This is a genomic window from Streptomyces aurantiacus JA 4570 (assembly GCF_000414115.1).
GTDB lineage: Bacteria > Actinomycetota > Actinomycetes > Streptomycetales > Streptomycetaceae > Streptomyces > Streptomyces aurantiacus_A.
Map to the genome: position 1 here is coordinate 1 of NZ_AOPZ01000484.1, position 951 is coordinate 951.

Here is a 951-nt window from a genome sequence, read left to right on the forward strand (position 1 = left end):
GTGTGCCGCCGTGCCCCGGCACCTGGCCGTGCTCGCCGGTGCCGTCGGTGGTGTGCTCGCGCGCGGGGCTGTGCCCGTCCGCGTCGGCGGGCGCGATCCGGGGCGCCGTCGGGGTCTCCGCCGCGGGGGCCGAGCCCTGGGTGGGGACGGCTCCGGCTCCGATCAGGGCGGGCGACCCTGCGTCGGCCGCCGGGGCGCTCTCCGGTTGCGGCTGCTGGGCGATGAGCTGCGGGGGCAGCAGGACGACGACGCCGGTGCCGCCGCGCGCCGAGGGACGGAAGCTGACGCTCATGCCGTACTTCCGCGCGAGGCCGCCGACCACGGCGAGGCCGAGCCGGGTGCCCTGGAGCAGCGCGAGGTCGGTCATCCGCCCGGACACCGACTCCTCGGCCCGGCGCAGCGCGGCCTCGGACATCCTGAGGCCGCTGTCCTCGATGGTGATGACGACGCCGGTGCGGGACTCCTCGACGTAGACGTGGACTTCGTCGGTGGGCGGCGAGAAGTTCGCGGCGTTGTCGGCGAGTTCGGCGAGCAGGTGCATCACGCCCTCGGCGGCGAAGCCGACGACGGCGACGCGGGTGGAGCAGTGCAGCCGCACCCGCTGGTAGGCGGCGATGCGGCCGACGGCGCCGCGCAGGATGGACTCCATGACGATGGGCTTGTTCCAGGCGCGGCTGGAGCGGCCGCCCATGAGGAGCGCGAGCCGGTCGGTCATGAGGCCGAGCTGCGAGGTGCTGTGGTCGAGCCGGAGCAGGTCGCCGAAGACGTCCTCGCCGTGCCGGTCCTGCATGTCGCGCAGGTCGGCCAGCATGCTCACGGATTTGGCCTGGACGCGGCTGAGGGCCTTGGCGCTGGCGGCCTGCGCGGCGGCCGCGCGCCGCTCGCTCAGGGCCAGTTCGCGCACGGCGGCCTCGGTCAGCTCGCGCAGCGCGGGGTCCTCGGGCCACCGCG

At 75.7% G+C, this 951-nt stretch carries 1 protein-coding gene; it reads right to left on the bottom strand.

Features of this window, described 5'->3' with window-relative positions; genetic code table 11:
* Nucleotides 1-951 (bottom strand): sensor histidine kinase (locus STRAU_RS35560; protein WP_213083759.1); only part of this gene is annotated, 951 nt, incomplete at both ends.